General features: G+C 55.2%; 18 protein-coding genes. All 18 read left to right on the forward strand.

Features of this window, described 5'->3' with window-relative positions:
- Nucleotides 1–9: 9 nt before the first annotated feature.
- The 18 genes from E1757_RS01315 (at nucleotide 10) to E1757_RS01400 (ending at nucleotide 18,895) form a co-directional block, all read left to right on the forward strand.
- Complete coding sequence (locus E1757_RS01315) at nucleotides 10–912, forward strand: glycosyltransferase family 2 protein (protein ID WP_133225021.1); 903 nt, start codon at nucleotides 10–12, stop codon at nucleotides 910–912.
- Nucleotides 909–2,093, forward strand: coding sequence for a glycosyltransferase family 4 protein (locus E1757_RS01320; protein ID WP_133225022.1), 1,185 nt, complete (start codon nucleotides 909–911; stop codon nucleotides 2,091–2,093). Before E1757_RS01315 ends, E1757_RS01320 begins: the two co-directional genes overlap by 4 nt.
- Nucleotides 2,094–2,105: 12 nt before the next feature.
- Nucleotides 2,106–3,011, forward strand: a complete 906-nt coding sequence (locus E1757_RS01325; RefSeq protein ID WP_133225023.1) for a glycosyltransferase family 2 protein — start codon at nucleotides 2,106–2,108, stop codon at nucleotides 3,009–3,011.
- Between the two features lie 28 nt (nucleotides 3,012–3,039).
- Nucleotides 3,040–3,933, forward strand: a complete 894-nt coding sequence (locus E1757_RS01330; protein ID WP_133225024.1) for a PIG-L deacetylase family protein — start codon at nucleotides 3,040–3,042, stop codon at nucleotides 3,931–3,933.
- Between the two features lie 56 nt (nucleotides 3,934–3,989).
- Nucleotides 3,990–5,177, forward strand: coding sequence for a glycosyltransferase family 4 protein (locus E1757_RS01335; RefSeq protein ID WP_133225025.1), 1,188 nt, complete (start codon nucleotides 3,990–3,992; stop codon nucleotides 5,175–5,177).
- Nucleotides 5,174–6,313, forward strand: coding sequence for a glycosyltransferase (locus E1757_RS01340; RefSeq protein ID WP_133225026.1), 1,140 nt, complete (start codon nucleotides 5,174–5,176; stop codon nucleotides 6,311–6,313). The genes E1757_RS01335 and E1757_RS01340 overlap by 4 nt, the downstream gene beginning before the upstream one ends.
- 141 nt (nucleotides 6,314–6,454) lie before the next feature.
- Nucleotides 6,455–7,546, forward strand: a complete 1,092-nt coding sequence (locus E1757_RS01345) for a glycosyltransferase family 2 protein (protein WP_133225027.1) — start codon at nucleotides 6,455–6,457, stop codon at nucleotides 7,544–7,546.
- Nucleotides 7,543–8,502, forward strand: coding sequence for an SDR family NAD(P)-dependent oxidoreductase (locus E1757_RS01350; protein WP_133225028.1), 960 nt, complete (start codon nucleotides 7,543–7,545; stop codon nucleotides 8,500–8,502). The genes E1757_RS01345 and E1757_RS01350 overlap by 4 nt, the downstream gene beginning before the upstream one ends.
- Nucleotides 8,503–8,536: 34 nt before the next feature.
- Nucleotides 8,537–9,946: a UDP-glucose dehydrogenase family protein gene (locus E1757_RS01355; protein ID WP_133225029.1), complete on the forward strand. Its 1,410-nt coding sequence runs from the start codon at nucleotides 8,537–8,539 to the stop codon at nucleotides 9,944–9,946.
- Nucleotides 9,947–10,101: 155 nt separating this feature from the next.
- Complete coding sequence (locus tag E1757_RS01360) at nucleotides 10,102–11,214, forward strand: glycosyltransferase (protein ID WP_165971911.1); 1,113 nt, start codon at nucleotides 10,102–10,104, stop codon at nucleotides 11,212–11,214.
- Complete coding sequence (locus E1757_RS01365; RefSeq protein WP_165971912.1) at nucleotides 11,207–12,289, forward strand: acyltransferase family protein; 1,083 nt, start codon at nucleotides 11,207–11,209, stop codon at nucleotides 12,287–12,289. Before E1757_RS01360 ends, E1757_RS01365 begins: the two co-directional genes overlap by 8 nt.
- A 32-nt stretch (nucleotides 12,290–12,321) precedes the next feature.
- The gene (locus E1757_RS01370) at nucleotides 12,322–13,071 is read left to right on the forward strand and encodes a sugar phosphate nucleotidyltransferase (protein WP_133225032.1); all 750 of its coding nucleotides are present in this window, start codon (nucleotides 12,322–12,324) and stop codon (nucleotides 13,069–13,071) included.
- A gap of 146 nt (nucleotides 13,072–13,217) precedes the next feature.
- On the forward strand, nucleotides 13,218–14,249 hold the full coding sequence (locus E1757_RS01375) for an NAD-dependent epimerase/dehydratase family protein (RefSeq protein WP_246078965.1): 1,032 nt from the start codon (nucleotides 13,218–13,220) through the stop codon (nucleotides 14,247–14,249).
- Between the two features lie 139 nt (nucleotides 14,250–14,388).
- On the forward strand, nucleotides 14,389–15,582 hold the full coding sequence (locus E1757_RS01380) for a glycosyltransferase family 4 protein (RefSeq protein WP_133225033.1): 1,194 nt from the start codon (nucleotides 14,389–14,391) through the stop codon (nucleotides 15,580–15,582).
- The gene (locus E1757_RS01385; RefSeq protein ID WP_246078966.1) at nucleotides 15,579–16,730 is read left to right on the forward strand and encodes a glycosyltransferase; all 1,152 of its coding nucleotides are present in this window, start codon (nucleotides 15,579–15,581) and stop codon (nucleotides 16,728–16,730) included. Before E1757_RS01380 ends, E1757_RS01385 begins: the two co-directional genes overlap by 4 nt.
- Before the next feature lie 23 nt (nucleotides 16,731–16,753).
- Nucleotides 16,754–18,127, forward strand: a complete 1,374-nt coding sequence (locus E1757_RS01390; protein WP_133225034.1) for a sugar phosphate nucleotidyltransferase — start codon at nucleotides 16,754–16,756, stop codon at nucleotides 18,125–18,127.
- Nucleotides 18,128–18,130: 3 nt separating this feature from the next.
- Complete coding sequence (locus tag E1757_RS01395; protein ID WP_133225035.1) at nucleotides 18,131–18,550, forward strand: VanZ family protein; 420 nt, start codon at nucleotides 18,131–18,133, stop codon at nucleotides 18,548–18,550.
- A 156-nt stretch (nucleotides 18,551–18,706) separates the two neighbouring features.
- A complete protein-coding gene (locus tag E1757_RS01400; RefSeq protein WP_133225036.1) occupies nucleotides 18,707–18,895 on the forward strand; it encodes a hypothetical protein in 189 nt (62 codons plus the stop codon).
- The last annotated feature ends 36 nt before the right edge of the window (nucleotides 18,896–18,931 follow it).

The raw sequence follows: 18,931 nt of genomic DNA on the forward strand, positions 1-18,931 counted from the left end.
AGGTCCTATATGAGAAACATTCGTACCAAGGCAGGCCCTTACCGCTTCTCGGTGTGCATCTGCACGAGAAACCGGCCCGACGATCTGCACAAAGCGCTACGGTCGTTAGAGCTGTCCGATATCGGCGTGCATGAAATTATCGTTTCGGACGACAGTACGAATCTGCTGACCTCCAGGCTGGTGAAATCGAAGTTCCCGTATGTCAAATATGTCGTCGGTCCCAAGCGGGGGTTGTCGGCCAACCGGAACAACGCGATCCGGGCTGTCACCGGCACGCACCTCTTGTTTATCGATGACGATGTAGAGGTGGCCGCCGATTTCTTCGGCACGATCATAAGCGAGCTTGCCTCGAAAGAAAACATGTTCGGCGGCAAAATCATCGTCACGGGTCTGGAAAACAAACGGGGTACGATCATTTACCCGCATGACCAGACGTTTCTCGGGTTTCAAAAAAGAAAATATAAAGATACGGACGCGATCAAAACGGTTGTCATCAACAGCGCCGTTTTCCCCGCGGCCTTATTTAATGAAGTGCTGTTTGACGAGCAGCTCGTTTACGGCTATGAGGAAGTGGACATAGCGACGCGCGCCATTCGCCGGGGCTACCGTATCGTCCTTGCCAAAGACGCGGTGAACTACCACTATCCTTCGGAAATCAACCGCGACTATTACAAGCCGCATATTGCCACCTCCCGTCTGTACGTGACCTTCAAACGGTATTTATTTACGGAGCGGAATTGGCTGAAAGCCGGCTGTTTTTTAATAGCCGCCTTCATCCATACGATGCTGCACAGCATGAAGGCCGAGGGCGGCAGAGGCATCGGCAGCTCGCTGCGCACCGTTGGCGGTTCTATTAAATATATCCGTACCTACACGAAGCAGAATCGGATGGCGGTAAGGGGGAAGCTATGAATATTCTCGCGACTGGCATGGGCTGGATCGATCATACGCCGGGCGGCTTAAACCGGTACTTTGCCGACTATTTGGCGGCGATGCATGAAAAAGGGCATGCGATCAAGGGACTTATGACCGCATTCGGCACCAAGACGAGCGCGCCTCCTTATATCCACGACGTGTTTGACGGACCGACCGTTCGCAGCACGCTGGCCAGAGCCCGCGCGTTCCGGCAGCGGGTGAAGCAAGAGCTGGCAGCGGAACGTCCGGATGTGTTCAACCCGCATTTCGCCCTTTATACTTCTCTGGTCACGAAGAAGCTGATTCCCGACGGCGTGCCCATCGTCACTCATTTCCACGGCCCCTGGGCCCAGGAATCGCGAGTGGAGGACCGCGGGCAGCAGCTGGGACAGCTCCTTCGCTATCGGATCAAGAAAAAGGTCGAGCTGTTGTCTTACCGCCGTTCGGATCACTTCATCGTCCTGAGCAGCTATTTCCGTACAATTTTGGCGAATGATTACGGTATCGACGGCGAGCGTATCCATATCGTTCCGGGCGCTGCGGATCTAAACCGGTTCCGGCCGGCGGACGACCGAGCCAAACTGCGGCAATCGCTGCGGCTGAAGGAACGGCAGCAGGTGCTGTTCTGCACGCGCAGACTGGTCAATCGGATGGGAATCGACCGCCTCATCCTGGCGATGGCAAGCGTCAAGCGTCAGGCGGAGCACGCTGTGCTGTATATTGCCGGCGACGGGCCGATGCGCAGCCAGCTGGAACAATTGATCGAGGAGCATCAATTAAGCGGCACGGTCGTTTTGCTGGGCCGGGTATCGAATGAAGAGCTGGTCGCCTGGTATCAGGCGGCGGATGTAAGCGTCGTACCGACGGTGACGCTTGAAGGCTTCGGCCTCGTTACGGTCGAGTCGCTCGCATGCGGGACGCCGGTGCTCGGCACGCCCAGCGGCGGAACGAATGAAATTTTGTCGCAGCTGTCCCCGCAGCTGCTGTTTGCCGACGGCAGTCCGGAGGCAATGGCCGCCAAAATCGTCGCTGTCCTTCAGGGCGGCTGCGCTCTTCCGTCTCGTGAGCTGTGCCGCCGGCATGCGGTCGAGCATTACAGCTGGGAACGAGCGGCCCAATTGGTGACCCGCGTATTTGAGCAGGCTGTCGGCGGCAGGCCACGTCATGGGAAACAGTGAGGAGGATGGAAAGTGATACCGACCGTATCCGTCGTCATCGCCGCTTACAATGTGGAGCCTTATATCGCGAAGGCTGTACATTCGGTTTTGGCGCAGACGTTTCAAGATTTCGAGATGATCATTGTGGACGACCGTTCGACGGACGGAACGGCAGACGCGGTTCGCGCTATACGCGATGTCAGAATCCGGCTGCTTGTAAACGACACGAATCGGGGACCGTCCTATAGCAGAAACCGGGCGATTCGTTTGTCCCGGGGGAAATGGATCGCCATGCTGGACGGGGATGACTGGTGGCAAGAGAACCGGCTGCAGCATATGCTGTCGTTCGCCAACGAGCTCCAGGCGGATATTGTGGTGGACGACTTGTTATTAATCCGGGACGGAGAAACCAAGCCATGGTCGACGTATCTGAAATCGCGGGAGCGGGTGATCGGTCCGATTGCCGATAAAACGCGAATCGATGCGTTGAAAATGATCCGCGACGACTACGGCTACTTAAACCCGATTATTTCGGCGAAGCTGATCAAGGACAACGGACTGGAATACAAGAACGGGCTCCATTACGGCGAAGATTTCCGCTTTTTGCTCGAATGCATCATAACCGCCGGATCCATGTGCATCTGCACGCAGCCGTTGTATTATTACCGCTTCCGGGACAATTCGCTGACTGCGGGGAATAAAGCGGCGGCTTCGTTTCAAGCGCAGCTCGGGTCCGTCAATCAATTGCTGGAGAAATATGCGAGGCGCGGAGATATCGTCCGGGAATTGCGCAAATACCGGAGCAAAAAGGCGCTGAACTTAGCCGAGGCCGTCATCCGGGCCGATTTCAAGAAAGGCAGGCTGCTCCGGCCGTCATGGGCGATGCTGCAGCATCCGCTGGTTATCAAGCCTCTGCTTCGATCATTGATCCGTTCTTAAGAAGTTATTGGAAAGAGGGAAAACGGTTATGTTTCCGATATGGAAGGAAAAGTTCATCCATATGCTCGAATTCGCCAGAGGCTTGTACAGGTACCCCGATCGGCTGCTGGGCCGGCACTGCACGCCGGAGCAGTTGGCCGACCAGACGGACATTCTTGTTTTCGCCGCACACCCGGACGATGATATATTGGGACTCGGAACGGTCCTGTACCGGCATAGCCTGACCGGCAGCCGCATCACGGTCGTTTTTACAACGAACGGCAGCAGCTACAGCTATAAAAAAAGCTTCGCCTGGGCGGAGGCGGTTGCCCGGATCCGGTACGAGGAAGCGGCTCAGGCGCTCTCGCTCATCGGCTTGACGAAGCAAAATGTGATTTGTCTCGGTTACCCGGACCGGGGCACGCACCGGTATTTAAAAGGCTTGGCGGAGGATATCGAACGGGTGGTCGATGCGTTGAAGCCGCAAAAGATTTATGTGCACGCTATCGAAGGCGGTCATCCGGATCACGATATAACGAGCTTTATCGTCCAGTCGGTTTGCAGGCTGCTGCGCTTTTATAAGGTATACGAATGGACGGAGTACAATCAATACCACGATCTTGGAAGTCCGCATATTACGTTTTTGCCCGAGAAAATCATATATAAGCATAAAATCGAAATGATCCGCATCAGCGAACACGAGCGCATTTTGAAGGGAAAAATGCTGGCCTGCCATAAATCGCAGGATGTGGTCGGTTATTTCAACCACGGCGAGGCGGTCCGCCAGACGAGTTTAACCCATTTGGAGTCTGCCTTGAAAACGCACTGGCTGCTGCCGAAGGAGCTGCTGCGCCCGGTGCTGAAGTCGAGCAGGCAGCTGCTCATGAATGCCGATAAGCGCCGAAGAAGCGAAGCGGGCGATAAGGCGACGGCAAGGGCTTGAGCGGCAAAAATACTGGAAGCGAAGGAACAATTGAACCTATAGGTGGGAATATTTCGATGAATATTTGTATCGTTACGCATAAGCTGCTTAAAGGCGACGGGCAAGCCAGAGTGAACTACGAGATCGTGAAAGAAGTGCTCCAGCGCAACCATCAGGTCACTTTATATGCGAGCGAGGTCGCTCCCGAGCTGTCCACAAGGCCGAATGCAAGCTGGATTAAGGTGCCTGTCAGCGGCTGGCCCACACAGCTGCTGAAAAATCAGATTTTTGCGGTCATCAGTGCGCTGAAGCTGCTGCCTCGACGAAAGCAGTACGACCTGATTATCGTGAACGGGTTTATCACCTGGGTAAAAAGCGATATTAACGCGGTCCATTTCGTGCACAGCTCCTGGCTGAAGTCGCCCGCTCATCCGTTTCGCTTGAGGAAAGACGGCTTCGGCTGGTACCAGCTGGCATTTACGTCCATCAACGCCGCTCTGGAAAAAATCGCCTTCGCCCGCACCCGGTTCCTTGTGCCGGTGTCGGAAAAGGTGCGCAGCGAGGTGCAGGCGATCTGTTCGGCATCGCAGCTTCGCGTCATTATGAACGGTGTCGATGTGGATGAATTTTATCCCGACCGGAGCTTGAGCCGCGGGCAGCTGGGTCTCCCGGAGCATGTGCCGCTGGCGCTGTTTGCGGGAGATATCAAATCGCCGCGGAAAAATCTCGATTCGGTGCTGCGGGCGCTGGCGGGTCTGCCTGAGCTGCATCTGGCGGTGGCGGGCTCGACCGGCGGCAGCCCGTATTTGAAGCTGGCGGAGCAGTTGGGCGTCGACCGGCGGGTACACTTCCTGGGCTACAGGAAAGATATGGCGAATGTGATGAGATGCGCCGATTTCTTCGTCTTTCCGTCGCGGTACGAAGCCTGCACCTTGGCGGTTATCGAGGCGCTCGCTTCGGGCTTGCCGGTCATTACGACCTACCAGTCGGGCGTTTCGGAGCTGATCGCCGGCGATAGCCCGTCCGGCTTCGTGCTTGAAGATCCGGAGGATGTGGCGGGACTTAGGCGGGCGATGCGGACGTTATCCGCGAATCCGGAGCTGCGCCGGGAGCTCGGATTCAACGCGCGGGCAATCGCCGAGCGGCAAAGCTGGCAGTCCGTAGCGGCCAAATACATCGGGCTGTTTGAAGAAGCGGCCGCATTGAATCGGACCGACAGCGATGCTCCCGGCATCGCACATTCGGTAAGGAGCCAGAAGCTATGAACCATCGGGAGTCTTATAAAATTTTAGGCTTTGCGACCCAAGGCAGCAACGGGGATGACGAGCAGCGTCTGCGCTCCCTGCTCGCCGATACCCCGGTTTACTTTTACCCGTTCGAGCGATCCCGCAAATGGATGAACGGCTGGCGTATACTGCGGTACATGTACCGGGAACGGCCTCATCTGGTAGTGATGGAAGGAACGGGCATCGCCGGCGGCTTGGCGTTGATCGTCGGCAGCACGTTGACCCGAGTGCCTTATGTGGTCAGCAGCGGCGATGCGATCGGCCCTTATATTGCGAACCGCTTCCCGCTGCTCGGGCCGTTGTTTCATTGGTATGAAAGACTGCTGTACAAAAGGTCGACCGGATTCATCGGCTGGACGCCTTACTTGGCCGGACGCGCGTTAACGTACGGCGCCAAATTCGCGATGACCGCCGCCGGTTGGGCGCCCGTTGCTTATTCAAGCGAGCAGCTGCAGCAGGCGCGAAGCGAAATCCGCAGCGAATACGGCATTCCGGAGCGGCAGCTGGTCATCGGCATCGTCGGTTCCTTGAACTGGAACCGGCGGCTCGGCTATTGCTACGGCTACGAGCTGGTCAAGGCGGCCGGACTATTGGAGCGCCGGGACGTAACCGTGCTCATTGTCGGGGACGGCAGCGGCAAAGCCCGGCTGGAGCAGCTTGCCGGCGCAAGCGGCGGACCGGGCCGGGTTATTTTTACCGGTCGCGTCCCCCGCGAGAAGGTACCGGCCTATTTGGCAGCGATGGACTTGGCCAGCCTGCCGCAAAGCGTGGACCAGGTCGGCAGCTTTCGCTACACAACGAAAGTCAGCGAGTACCTGTGCGCCGGCTTGCCGATCGTAACGGGCCGAATACCGATGTCCTACGACTTCAATCATGAAGGGATGTACCGGATTCATGGCGATAAGCCGTGGGAGCCGAAATATATCCGGTCGCTGGCCGGCTTTTTGGAGTGCGTGACTTCGGAGGAAGTGAAGGAGCGAGGCTCGAGGGTGCCGAGGCAGCTGCCGCTGTTCGATAAGGAAAGCCAGGTCAGCAGCGTGCGCGCGTTTATCCACGATATTTTGACGGATCATGCCGACCCTGAAAGTCAGGTGCAGAAGTGGCACGCAGAGTGAACTCGTTCAGCTTTGCTGAACATCGGGGAATCAGATGGGGACTCTACCGCATCTGATTCAAGGCCCACCTTAGAGGTGGGGGTCTTAACCCGATAAAGTCGTAATCGGATCAAGCAGATGAAGATGAAAGGGTGCTGAAGGTTGAAGGATGTATTGGTCAGTGTGATTGTCCCTGTCTACAATCTGGAGCAATATGTGGGACGCGCCTTGGACAGTCTGCTTGAGCAAACGCTGCGTTCCATTGAAATTATCGTCGTCAACGACGGCTCGACCGACGGCAGCGGTACGGTTGCCGAAGCGTACGCGCGAAATGACGGCAGGATTAAAGTCGTACACAAGACGAACGGAGGGGTCAGCTCGGCAAGAAACACGGGGCTTGAGCTGGCGCAGGGCGAATACGTGACATTCGTCGATCCGGACGATTTTATCGACCGGCGGGCGTATGAGCATATGTACGATACCGCCAGTCAAACCGGCTGCGATATCGTCATCTGCGGGTTCTCCTATGTCAGCGAAGCCAATCTTGCCGGCGAGTCCGCCCGGCTGCCTATTATCGCCAATGTCGTGCTTGGCAAACAAGAGATCCGCGAACAAATATGGTATAACCTGCTGTACAGCGATATGGATGCTGGCGTATGGAACAAGCTGTATCGCCGCGATTTGCTCGGCCGGCATCGAATCCGGTTTGACGAAACGGTTTTGTTTACCGAGGATCATCTGTTTAATCTGGTCGCCTTCACCTATGCCGGGCATGCGATCTACATTCCGGAGCCCTTTTACAGGTATGTCGTCAGCATTCCGAACAGCGCCTCGAAGAAATACCGCTATAATTACTTCCAATTATACGAGCATGTTTACCTGTTCAAGCTGAAGCTGCTGTCGGTTTGGGGCTGGGAAGAGGATAGAAGCAGAAGGGCGGCTGCCAACTATTTCGTTTATCAGTCGATGAAGGCGATGATCAACGAATTTTCCAAAGCATCACCGAAAAGCTTTCTGCAAAGGGTACGGAGCGTGAAGGAAATGGTGGATAGTCCCGTTCTTCGGCAGGGCGTTCATGTCGTCGAGGCTTCGCCGGATTACGTAAACAGCTTATATTCCCTCGGCGTGTTCAACTATATAAGGAAGCGCAATTGGTGGATGCTTTGCCTAGCCGGACTTTACTACAATTCCTTCATGGTACCGGTGATTCGAAAAATAAAAAGCTCAATTGCGAGACGGGAGGCCATACAATGACAAAAGTTTTAGTGACGGGCGCTGCGGGCTTTTTGGGTTCGCACGTAACGAAAGAGCTGTTGGAGAAAGGCTGCCACGTCATCGCCGTCGATAATTACTCCACCGGAAAAGAGCAAAACTTGAGCGGTCTGCATCGGCACGAACGGTTTACGCACCTCGTTTACGATGTTTCCGATCCGTCCGTTATCGGGCTGGAGGAGCTTCGCGGAGTCGAACAAATTTTTCATCTGGCTTCTCCGGCATCGCCGAAATTTTATCAGGCGGCGCCGATGGAGACGATCGCGGTGAATACGATCGGCACCCGCCATATGCTTGAGGTCGCCAAACGGAATCAGGCCAAGCTGCTGTTCAGCAGCACCAGCGAAGCTTACGGCGATCCCGAGGTTCACCCGCAAAGCGAGGCTTACCGCGGGAATGTCAATACTTGGGGGCCGAGAGCGTGCTACGATGAAGCGAAACGGCTGGGCGAAGTATTCTGCTATGAATATCATCATCGGTTCCAGGTGGAGGCGAAGGTCGTGCGAATATTTAACACGTATTCGGCGGGACTTCGGAACGACGATGGCCGGGTCATATCGAATTTCGTCACACAGGCAATTAACGGCGACGACATTACGGTTTACGGAGACGGCAGCCAGACCCGTTCGTTCTGCTATGTGGACGACAATGTCCGCGCGCTGCAGCTCGTGATGGAGAAGGATGAAGCGACCGGCGAGATCATTAATATCGGCAATCCGGCGGAATACGCCATTCTGGAAGTAGCGCAGATGGTAAAGCGGCTGGCGGAGTCCGACAGCGTCATCACCTATATGCCGCTTCCGCAGGACGATCCTAAAGTTCGGCGGCCGGTGATCGATAAGGCGAAGCGGCTGTTGGGCTGGGAACCGCATATTGATCTGGAAGAAGGCTTGCGCCGGACGATTCAAAGCTACCGCAATCGTCTGGTGGCTAATTAAAGGATAGGCATCATCCAATCGGAGGTCGTTGGGAATGAATATTGTATGTATTGGCTCCGGCTATGTAGGCAGCGTTACGGGAACGGCCTTTGCCGTATTGGGACATCAAACTACCGTCATCGACATGGATCAGAAGAAGGTGGATCTGATCTGCTCCGGGAAAAGCCCTATTTATGAGCCCGGGCTGAATGAATTGATCGAAATGCATATCGGCAAAACGCTTCGGGCCACTACCTCGTACGAAGTGGTCTACGATGCCGATGTCGTCTTTATCGGGGTGGGCACGCCATCGCGGGAAGACGGGACGGCGGATTTGAGCTTTATCCGGTCGGCGGCCAAAAGCATCGCGCAAAATTTGAACCCGCATAAATTTACGGTCATCATCGACAAATCGACGGTGCCGATCGGCACGGCCGATCTGGTGGCATCCATCATTGATGACATGTCCGGCCTGAAGGCGGAGGAGCACTTCGCCGTAATCAGCAACCCGGAATTTCTCCGGGAAGGCTACGCGCTGGAAGACGTATTTTTCCCCGACCGGATTGTCATCGGCACTACGAACGAGAAAGCACGGGCCGTGCTCAGGGAGCTTTATCATAACCTGTTGAACCGGGTAGGCTACGACGAAGCGACCCGTCATTTCAAATTCAGCTTCAATCCGCAAGCGCGGCCTGCGGTCTATTTCGAGACCGATCTGAAAAGCGCCGAAATGATTAAATACGCGTCGAACGCCTTCCTCGCCGTCAAGATCAGCTATATTAACGAGGTAGCCCGCCTGTGCGAAACGTTGGGCGCCAATGTGCTTGATGTATCGAAAGGCATGGGGCTCGACTCCCGCATCGGCTCGAAGTTTCTGCAAGTATCCAGCGGTTGGAGCGGCAGCTGTTTCCCGAAGGATACGGCCGAGTTTTTGGCAACCAGCCAAAAATACGGCAGGGAGCTGTCGATTGTAAAGGCGGCGATCGAATCCAACGAGCTTATGCACGACTTTTGCGTGGAAAAGGTACAAATGCGCCTGAAGACGTTAATCGGCAAAAATATCGGCGTCCTGGGGCTGACCTTTAAGCCAAATACCGACGACGCGCGTCAAACGCAAGCTTCCGCCATCATCCGCAAGCTGCTCGACATGGGAGCCAACGTCAAGGTGCATGACCCGAAAGGGATGGATGTGTTCCAATCGTTAAACGGCGGACTGGCCGTCAGCTATTGCGAGCATGCGGATGAGGTGGCGTTCAATTCGGATGCGGTCATTTTGCTGACGCATTGGGACGATTATTTGCACATCAACTGGTCGCTGATGGCGACGATGATGCGATCCCCGTACATATTGGATACGAGAAACTTTTTACCCAGGACTTCGCTTGAGGAGCTCGGTTTCACATACGAAGGGTTGGGGATCGGCAATCAGTTTGTGAATAACAGGCCGGTGCCGGTCTATATGTAGCGCCGGCAAGCCGCCGGCGCCATGTCCGTCCGACAGCGGGCGGATGACCAGGAGTCGGTCCCATGGATCGGCTTGGTGAATCATGATTCATCATGATTCACCGTTTTTTACTTTCGTGGGGCAGACTTCGGGGTGCGATGAGAGGAGGTGAAAGCATGCGAATCGCTTTGGTCATTCGGGCGACATCGGGCAGAGGCGGTATGGAGACGGTCTATAAAACAGTGATCCGGGAATTGATCGCGCAGGGCGAGACGGTGAAAATGTTCATTTTGCAGGGTACGGCCGACCCGCATTGGCTGGAAGGGCTGCCGTATGAAATTATCGGCGTCCCGGGGGCAGGCCGGTTGAGACGGTACTACGATTTTACCGTCTCGTACGTACGCGCTTTAAAAGCTTTCAATCCCGATACGGTCATTGTTTCGGACCCGAATATCATTATGTTTACGAAAATCGCCGCCATGTTCCTGAAGCCGCGGCTGCCGGTCGGGACGTGGGTTCATTTTCCGGTATCGACTTTGAAAAAGACGGCTTTGCTGAAATATGCCGACTATCATTTCGCCGTCAGCCAAGGGATAGCGCGCGAGCTGGAGCAAGCCGCGGGGAAGGACGGAGGTAGCGTCCATGTGCTGTACAATTCGATCTTAACCCGGGAGCCCTTCATCCCGAGATCCGCCGCGGCGACTTTTTTATTCATCGGCAGGCTGGACGAAAATTCCAAACGGGTCAGCGATTTTATAACCGCCCTGTCGAGGGTTAGAGGAGAGTTCAAAGCGATTGTGATCGGCGACGGCGACGATTATCCGAAATTGATTGCGCTGTCAAATCAGCTTCAGCTTCAGGACCGCATCGAGTGGAGGGGCTGGGTCTACAAGCCGTGGGAGCATGTGCCGCCCGTTTCCGCGCTGGTGCTGACCTCGGCATTCGAGGCTTTCGGGATGGTGCTCGTCGAGGCGATGTCACGCGGTATCCCGTGTCTGAGCACCGATTGCGATTATGGCCCGGCCGAAATCATTCAACCGGATGCAAACGGCTGGCTCGTGCCGGTAGGGGACATCAATGCCATCGCCGGCAGGCTGCAGCAGATCGTGGAAAATCCGGAGCGGCTGCCCGATTCGCATGCGGTTCAAAGCTCCGTAGCGCGCTTCGATACGACGGGCATCATCGCAACGATGCGCGGCATCCTGCGGTCGGAAGTCGAGAAGAAACGAAGAAAAAACTTAATCAGCCTGTGGAAAGTAGTGATTTTTGATGGCGAAAAAAATGAATAGTTCTACACTCGACGCCGCCGGCAATGGAAGGATCGATTGGATTGACATTGCGAAAGGGATTGGCATTGTATTGGTGGTCGTCGGACATACCGCGCTGGAGGACAGCGGATTAGGAAGGTTCATTTACTCGTTTCACATGCCCCTGTTCTTCTTTTTGTCGGGGTATCTTTTTTCCGTTCATAAATATACCGGCTTTGCCGCATTTATAAAAAAGAAAGCAACGACATTGCTGATACCTTACTTTTTATTCGCTTCCGTCTCCTACATATATTTTTTGCTCCGGTATCATTTCGGCGATGCCAACTATTATAAGGATCTGGATCTGCTGCAGGTATTTACCGGTATTTTTTATTCGGCGGGCACAAGGGAATGGATGGACTTCAATCTGCCCTTATGGTTTTTGACCTGCCTGTTTGTCGTAGAGTGCATGTACTATATGTTCAGCCGGATGGTCCAAACCAACAGCGGCATGATGCTGATCCTGGTCATTTGCTCCGCGGTCGGTTATCTGGATAGCCTGCTGAACAGCCTCAAGCTGCCCTGGGGAATCGATGTTGCCTTCACTGCTGTCGTGTTCTACGGCATGGGCAATTTGCTGAAGCCGGCGTACCGGAGCCTGCTGTCCCGACCGGCGGTGCAGCAAGCGGCTGCGGCTTGCATCTGCTTATGCGTCAACCTGTTTCTGCTCCGCCACCAGGTCAACCTGAACATGAAACGGTATGGCGATTATTTTGACTTTTATTTGGCCGCTGCGGCCGGCATCACGTTCTGCCTGCTGATCGCAAGCCTCATTCGTACGCTGCCGCCGCTTGCATATTTGGGTCGTCAATCCTTGATTATCATGTCGTTTCATATGCCGCTGCTCAACATATCGACCAAGGTGCTCAACCATGTCGGCGTCATCCCGAACCCGTATGCCTTCGAAGGGATGAGAGCTGTCATCACCCTGCTTCTGCTAGTTCCGGTCATATACGGCCTCAACAAGTTCGCTCCCTTTGCGTTGGGCAAAAGGAAAAAGACCGTGCAGGCCGATCGTTCGCAATGGATGGACCGGACGAACCGGCATCCGGTTTGAGCGAACCGAACATTCCTTAGGAGGCGCTTTCGATGAAAGGAATTATTCTTGCGGGCGGAACCGGGTCGCGGCTCTATCCGTTAACCCAGATGACCAACAAGCACCTGCTGCCGGTCGGCAAATATCCGATGATTTACCATGCCGTGTATAAGCTGCTTGGTGCCGGCATTCAAGAAATTCTTATCGTATCGGGCAGGCATCATATGGGAAGCATCGTCCATTTGCTGGGCAGCGGACACGAGATCGGCGCAAGCTTCACCTACAAGGCTCAGGATAAGGCCGGGGGGGTTGCGCAGGCGCTCGGTTTGGCGCGGACGTTTGCGGGAGGCGATTTGGTGACGGTTATTTTGGGCGACAACATTTTCTCCGACGAGCTGCTCCCGCATGTGAATGCTTTTAAGCAAAGGGGCGGCGGTGCACATGTTCTGGTCAAGGAGGTCGAACACCCGGAGGCTTTCGGCGTTGCGGAAATCGTCGGGGGACGAATCGCGGCAATCGAGGAGAAGCCCAGGCATCCGAAAAGCGCTTTGGCCGTAACCGGCATCTACATGTATGACTCACGAGTTTTCGACATCGTTAAATGTCTCAAGCCGTCCGCCCGCGGGGAGCTGGAAATAACGGACGTCAACAATAAATACATCGCTTGGGGCGAGCTGACGCATGAAGTTTTGCAGGGCTGGTGGACGGATGCCGGAACCCATGAAACGCTCGCCTTGGCGAATGAACTGTCGATGAATGTAAGCTACGAACCTAAATCCGGCATAAAGGAAGTCGTTTTTTAACGACCGGCATTTACCTGCTCCTTCCGTTCGCGAAGCGTATCATCGATACGATCGGCACCAAACGCGGGGAGCTGCAAACGGAAGCCGGTCAATGCCGGAGCATCGTATACATGGTTTGTCCAATTGATAAACGGAGGTTGGGACGCATGATAAAAACGGTAATGGTGACGGGCGCTGGCGGTTACATCGGTTCGGTATTGGTGCCGAAGCTGATTCGTAAAGGCTATCGGGTAGTCGCAATCGACCGGTATTTCTTCGGGATGGATAAGCTGGAATCGCATGAGCAGCTGACCATTATTAAGGAAGATACACGAAGGCTGAAGGAGCAGTACTTCGAAGGCGTCGATGCGGTCATCGATTTGGTGGGCATCTCCAACGACCCCACCGGCGAGCTGTTCCAGGAAGCCACGTATCAAATTAATCACCAATCGCGGTTCAATACGGCCAGCATGGCTAAACGTCTCGGTATAAGCCGCTATATTTTGCCGTCGTCCTGCAGCATTTACGGCTTTCTGGAACCGGGCGTCATCGTGGATGAACAGTCCGCCACCAACCCGCTTACGACTTATGCGAAAGCCAATGAAAAAGCCGAGCAGGACATTTTGCCGTTAGCCGACGACCGGTTTACCGCCGTGGCGATAAGGCAGGCTACCGTATACGGATATTCGCCGCGGATGCGCTTCGATCTCGCCATTAACGGAATGACCTACGGCGCATGGGAGAAAGGCGTCATCCCGCTAATGCGGGACGGCTCGCAATGGCGGCCGATGGTTCATATCCAGGACACGACGGACGTCATGTGTCTGCTGCTGGAGGCGGATCCGGCGAAAATCAACGGGCATATTTTCAATGTCGGCTCCAACCGGAATAATTATCAGCTGGGACAGCTTGCGGATGAGATCGCTTCGTCCATGCCGATCGATATCCGGATCGAATGGTACGGCGACGCCGATCACCGCTCGTACCGGGTTAATTTCGAGAAGATTGAGACGACGCTCAATTGGGAAGCCAGATGGACGGCTGCCGACGGAGTCAGAGAAATATACGATGCGCTCGCTTCCGGCCGATTAACGAAGACGGAGCAGACGATTACGCTGAATTGGTACCAGGATCTGGCCAAATGGCACAAAATTATTAAGGAATGTGAAATGTACGGCGGAATGATCGCCGGTATTTAAAAGTCCGAAGTCCGTTGAATAAGCGGCGGAGCGCGGAGCGGACGGAATTGCTCTAATGCGGCAGCGTCAATATCGGCACCATGACCGACCGCGCTGCAGCCATGTATTCACCGTACATCAGTAAAGGAGTCCGGTAACGATGAAGGTAGCTTTTTATAATCATACGAGCGTGGTCAGCGGCGCGGAAATCAGCCTTCTGCTGACGGCCAAGCATATGAACATGGCCGAGCCGGTCATCTTCGCGCCGGAGGGAGAGCTGCTGGAGCGGGCGCGGGCTGCCGGGCTTGAGACGGTTGCCGTTCACGGATACAGGGCCCGCCTCTCGCGAAACCCGCTGCGGCTTATGCTCGGCCTGCTCGGCATGCTGCAGGCCGGCCTGAAGTTCGCGTTAAGCGTCCGCCGTCATTCCATCGACGTCATTCATGCGAATTCGCTGCGGGCGGGCATGATGGCGGCCTTGTTTAACTGGCTGCACCGCCGACCGCTCATTTGGCATGTGCGCGATATTCCGCCGAAGGGGTTGATCGGCAAAGCGATCAACCGTCTGGCCGGGTTTGCCGTGAAAGCCGTCATCGGAATTTCCCACCCGGTACTGGACGGTTTCGACCGCAGGAAGCTGGCCGACAGGCTGTATCATGTGCATAACGGCGTGAGCGTCCGTGAAACGGCCGAATCGGACAGACGGCAGTGGAAGGAGCGCATCCGTCATGAGCTGGGCATTCCGCCGAATAGCAAAGTGTTGCTGATCGTCGGGCAGATCGCCCCCTGGAAAAGGCAGGAGGATGCGGTACGAGCCGCCAAGCTGCTGCTGGATCGGGGGCTGGACGCAGTGCTGCTCGTCGTCGGCGAGCCCAAGTTCGGCCAGACATGCACCGACTACTGGCATGAGCTGCATCGGCTGGCCGCAGATCTTGGCATCGCGGACCGGGTGCGGTTTACCGGCTTCCGCGCCGACGTGCTGGAGATTTGCTGCGCGGCGGACGTGCTCTGGCTCTGCTCGGATAACGAGCCGTTCGGGCGGGTCATCATCGAGGCGATGTCGCAGGCCGTTCCCGTCGTGGCGACCCGTTCCGGCGGAGTGCCGGAAATTATCGAGCACGGCCGCAGCGGCTTTTTATATGAGGTCGGAGCTGTGAAGGAGCTGCTGCATCATACGCTCGCGCTGTTGAACAACGACGAAAGGCGCCGGCAAATGGGCCGGTATGCGGCCGAGCAGGTGAATGCCCGTTTTACGATCGAAACGACGGTTTCCAAGGTGGAGGATGTATACAAGTCGGTTCTTGCCCCATCGGAGCCCGCACCTTCATTTGGAAAAGCAAAGGAGTTCGTATGAAGCCTAAACTGAAAATTGCCATCGTACATGATTATTTAAATCAGATGGGCGGAGCGGAGCGGGTAGTCGGGGTGCTGCACCGGATGCTTCCCGACGCGCCCATCTACACGACGATAGCCGATTACGACAAGCTGCTTCCCGAGCTTAAAGACGCGGACATCCGGACGACATGGATGCAGAGCATTCCCGGTATTATGAAACGGTTCAAACATTTTTTTTGGCTGTACCCGTTTGCGGTAAGATCTATGGACCTAAGCGGCTACGACCTCGTCATCAGCTCCAGCAGCGCTTATTCCAAAGGGGCCGCAGTTAAAGGGAAGACGATCCATATTTGCTACTGCCATACGCCGATGCGGTTTGCCTGGGATTTCGCCGCTTATATGGAAGGCAATGCCGTGCCGGACTTTCAGAAGCGGTTGATCCGATGGATGATGCACCCGCTGCGGTTGTGGGACAAAGCGACCTCCAAAAGCGTCCATCACCTCATCGCCAACTCGACCGTCGTTCGGCAGCGGATCGAGAGCTGCTACGACAGGGAGGCGACGGTAATCTACCCGCCGGTTGCGGTTTCGCGGTTCCAAATTTCGAAGCAGAAGGCCAGAGATTATTTTCTGGTTGTGTCCCGACTCGTTTCCTACAAACGGATCGATTTGGCCGTGGAGGCGTGTACGAAGCTTGGCAAGCAGCTTATTGTCATCGGTGACGGTCCGGACCGGAAGAGGCTGGAGTCGCTGGCCGGACCGACAGTCACCTTTATGGGTCGGCTGTCCGACAAGCAGGTGGCGCATTACATGCAGCACTGTGCGGCGTTCATTTTCCCCGGCATTGAAGATTTCGGCATTACGCCGTTGGAGGTTAACGCATGCGGCCGGCCGGTTGTCGCTTTCAAAGGGGGAGGCGCGCTGGACACGATACGGCCGGGAATTAACGGGCGCTTCTTCGACCGGCAAACCATCGATAGCTTGGCCGAGGCGCTGGCCGGCATCAACCCGTCCGGCTGGGATTCGGCGGCGATCCGCCAGCATGCGGAGCAGTTCAGCGAGGGCGTGTTCATGGACGCCATCGCCCGGTTTATCGATAGCGCCCTCGGGGAACGCAAGTCCGGCGACCGGTCAAATAACGGCGAGCTGGTTAAAAGCTTGGCTTAAATGAGGATAAGGAGTAGATAGCGATGAAGCTCGTCTTGCTTTCCGGCGGCTCCGGCAAACGGTTGTGGCCGTTATCCAACGATTCGAGATCCAAACAATTTTTAAAGGTGCTGCGCAATGCGGACGGCGGCATGGAATCCATGGTGCAGCGAGTTTGGACCCAGCTGCGCAGCGCCGATCTGGTACGCGATGCCTATATCGCCACCGGAAAAGGGCAGGTTGACACGCTCCAAAGCCAGCTCGGCGCGGACGTCCCGCTCATTGTCGAACCGGCCCGGCGCGACACGTTTCCGGCGATTGCGCTGGCGGCAACCTACCTGTATTCCATTAAAGGCGTAAGCTTGAATGAAGTCGTGACGATATTGCCGGTCGATCCGTATGTGGACGACCGTTTTTTTACGCACATGCGCCAATTGGCCGGCCTCATCCAGTCTGCCGGCGCCGAAATCGCTTTGATGGGCGTCAGGCCGACTTGTCCGTCCGACAAATACGGTTACATCGTACCGCAGCGGGAGACTGCCGCCGACGGCCAGCCTTACAGTATAGTGAGCCATTTTATGGAAAAGCCTCGCGAAGACATAGCGAAACAGCTGCTGAAGCAGCAGGCGCTTTGGAATTGCGGGGTTTTTGCTTTTAAACTGGACTATCTGATCAATTTGTTAATTGGCAAAGGGCTGCCGATTCAATACGAAGAAATGCTGAAGCGCTACGATACGCTGCCTGCGATCAGCTTCGATTATGAGGTGCTGGAAAAAGCGGGCTCCATCGTCGTGCTGCCCTATGACGGGGAGTGGAAAGATCTCGGCACCTGGAATACTTTAACCGAGGAAATACCCGTCAACATTATCGGCAACGGCACGGTCAGCGCCGATTCGCTCAATACGCATGTCATTAATGAGCTGGATATTCCGGCCGCCGTGCTCGGTCTATCCAACATCATCGTGTCCATCAGTCCGGACGGCATTCTGGTTGCCGAGAAAAACGCCAGCCCGCAGGTCAAGGAACTGATCAAAAATATCGATCAGCGGCCGATGTATGAGGAGCGCCGTTGGGGATCCTACCGGGTGCTTGATTACAAGAAGCTGCCGAACGGGAAAGAGGTGCTGACCAAAACCATTTTTATCGCCGCCGGCAAAAACTTGAGCTATCAGCTGCACCATAAACGAAGCGAGGTATGGACCGTAATTTCAGGGGAGGGCGAAGTCGTATTGAACGATCGTCTGTTCAAGGTAACCGCAGGAGACGTGCTCAAAATCGATGTCGGGGCGAGGCACAGCATCCGGGCGTCCGAGGATTTGGAAATTATCGAGGTACAGACCGGCAGCGAGCTGGTGGAGGAAGATATTGTCCGGCTCTGCATGTCGTGGGATGAAATTGCCGAGCTGGCGATCGTTTGACGCATGGCATCCGGTTGGAAAAGATGGATCTATTTGCTGCTGGCTGTATCGGTGTGCGGGCTTATCTTCTACTTGAGCCAATCGCCCATGTTCGCCTCCGTCTATACGGGCAGAAAAATAGCTGTCATCACATTTAACGCCGATAACGTCAGAGAGCTTAATTTTATGGCAAGGAAAGGGGCCCATCTGTCGCTGTTCGCCCTGTTGGCGGTCATGATCCGAAGCTTTCTCGGCAATCGTCGCGGTGCTTACCTGGTTGCATGGCTGCTGACGACCTTGTATGGGTATGCGGATGAATTCCATCAAACCTTCATTCCCGGAAGAGGGGCATCGTGGACTGACGTTGCGATCGATTCGCTTGGAGCCTGTATAGGGCTGACCGTTTTTTGGATCGGGGCGCGTCTGTTCCGGGCCTCCAGATAGGAGGTCGGGACGGCCCAAGCGCGAACTTTATCAGTTGTAAAAAAGTATGCGTGTTGTACTTTGCTTCGCACAACCTTGACAAACGCGCTCGTCCGCTGAGGACGGCGATGCCGTTATGTATCTTTGTCAAATTTTACAGCCGGAGGAAGTCGATTCATGAAATGGGGAATCCATTATAATGGGAAAATATATGTAGAGGTCTATGGCAAGAAAAAAGCGCATGATTTGCTTTACCAGCTCAGCATGTGTCTGGAAGGGTTAAGAGTTGCCGGCATTCAGCCGAAGCAAAAAGCTTTATCCAGGAAAGAGCGTCAATCCCGCCCAAGCTTCATTCGGCATGAATGAGCTTGGGCTTTTTTTCTTTTGTGGAAAAAAAGCGTT

Origin of the sequence: Paenibacillus piri (assembly GCF_004354045.1) — a bacterium.
Taxonomy (GTDB): domain Bacteria; phylum Bacillota; class Bacilli; order Paenibacillales; family NBRC-103111; genus Paenibacillus_S; species Paenibacillus_S piri.